This is a genomic window from Marilutibacter spongiae (genome assembly GCF_014145325.1).
Classification (GTDB): Bacteria; Pseudomonadota; Gammaproteobacteria; order Xanthomonadales; family Xanthomonadaceae; genus Marilutibacter; species Marilutibacter spongiae.
The window spans coordinates 1-1,194 of record NZ_JACHTF010000040.1; the positions used below are offsets into that span (position 1 = coordinate 1).

Annotated in this window: 1 protein-coding gene; it reads left to right on the forward strand. The window is 62.3% G+C overall.

What is annotated here, in order from left to right; all coding sequences use genetic code 11:
- Nucleotides 1–68 precede the first annotated feature (68 nt).
- Nucleotides 69–1,156, forward strand: a protein-coding gene (locus H4F98_RS16605) for an IS3 family transposase (RefSeq protein ID WP_246373348.1) whose coding sequence is annotated in 2 segments (ribosomal slippage) — nt 69–321 and nt 321–1,156 — 1,089 coding nt in all. Because the reading frame shifts where the segments join, the coding sequence is not laid out codon by codon here.
- Nucleotides 1,157–1,194 lie beyond the last annotated feature (38 nt).

Here is a 1,194-nt window from a genome sequence, read left to right on the forward strand (position 1 = left end):
GGTAATCCCCCCGCAGATTAGCTGAGCCAGAAGTGGAATTTTCTCGTACGCTTTCCCTAGGAGGTTCCATGAAGAAGTCCCGTTTTACCGACAGCCAGATCATCGCCGTGCTCAAGCAGGCCGAGGTTGGCACGCCCGTGCCGGAGCTGTGCCGCGAGCACGGCATCAGCTCGGCGACGTTCTACAAGTGGCGCAGCAAGTTCGGCGGCATGGATGCATCGCTGATGTCCCAGCTCAAGGAACTGCAGGACGAGAACCGGCGCCTGAAGAAGATGTATGCCGATGCCCAGCTCAGCGCCGACCTGCTAAAGGAGGCGATGTCAAAAAAATGGTGAGGCCATCTCAACGCCGGGAGATGGCCCGATGGGCGGTGGAAGGCGGGCGCACGAACATCCGGCACGCCTGTCAGACCTTCGCGCTGAGCGAGACCTGCTTCCGCTACCAGGCCAGAGCCAGCGAGGAGAACGCGCGGATCGCCGACTGGCTGGTGCGGTTGACCACCTCCTATCGCGACTGGGGCTTCGGCCTGTGCTTCCTGTACCTGCGCAACGTGAAGGGCTTTGGCTGGAACCACAAGCGGGTCTATCGCATCTACCGGGAGTTGGAGTTGAATCTGCGGATCAAGCCGAAGAAGCGGATCGTCCGGGAGAGGCCAGAGCCGCTGGCGGTCCCCGAGGCGATCAACCAGGTCTGGTCGATGGACTTCATGCATGACCAGCTCAGCGACGGCCGCAGCTTCCGGCTGTTCAACGTGCTGGACGACTTCAACCGCGAAGGGCTGGGCATCGAGGTCGACCTGTCGCTGCCGGCGGCTCGGGTGATCCGGTCACTGGAGCAGATCATCGAGTGGCGAGGCAAGCCGCGCGTCCTTCGCTGCGACAACGGCCCCGAATACATCAGTGGTGCGCTGCTGGCGTGGGCAGAGCGGCAAGGTATCCGGGTCGAGCATATCCAGCCGGGCAAGCCGCAGCAGAACGCCTACGTCGAGCGTTACAACCGCACCGTCCGCTACGCCTGGCTGGCACGAACCCTGTTCGACACGATTGCCCAAGTGCAGGACAAGGCCACGCGATGGCTATGGACGTACAACCACGAGCGCCCCAACATGGCACTCGGCGGCATCACTCCGGCCATGAAACTGGCGATGGCCGCTTAGCTCCACTTTTGGCAACAGCTAAAAATGGGGGGGTTACC